Here is a 218-nt window from a genome sequence, read left to right as displayed (position 1 = left end):
CGAAATCTGGCAAGCGGCCGGTTTTACCGAGCGCGTGGAAGGCGACGGCTGCATCATTCCCAACTATCTGACGCCCCCGCTGCGGGACAACACTGAGTACTACTACTTTACCAATCCCAAGACCAAGGTGACCAGCAAGCTGGAACCCACCGCGATCCCCGGCTTCAAGGCCAGCGGACGCCTGAAAGAGAAAGTCGCCCAGTAAATCCTCTTACCCC

1 pseudogene is annotated in these 218 nt (G+C 58.3%); it reads left to right on the top strand.

The features are described from left to right. Window positions 1-205 (top strand): annotated as a pseudogene (locus H6B10_RS18535) (hypothetical protein); the annotation flags it as partial. Window positions 206-218: the final 13 nt, after the last annotated feature.

The organism is Gemmiger formicilis, from assembly GCF_016901605.1.
Taxonomy (GTDB): Bacteria; Bacillota; Clostridia; order Oscillospirales; family Ruminococcaceae; genus Gemmiger; species Gemmiger formicilis_B.
The sequence above is the reverse complement of the archived record's forward strand: the minus strand, read 5'-3'. Positions and strand labels throughout refer to the sequence as shown.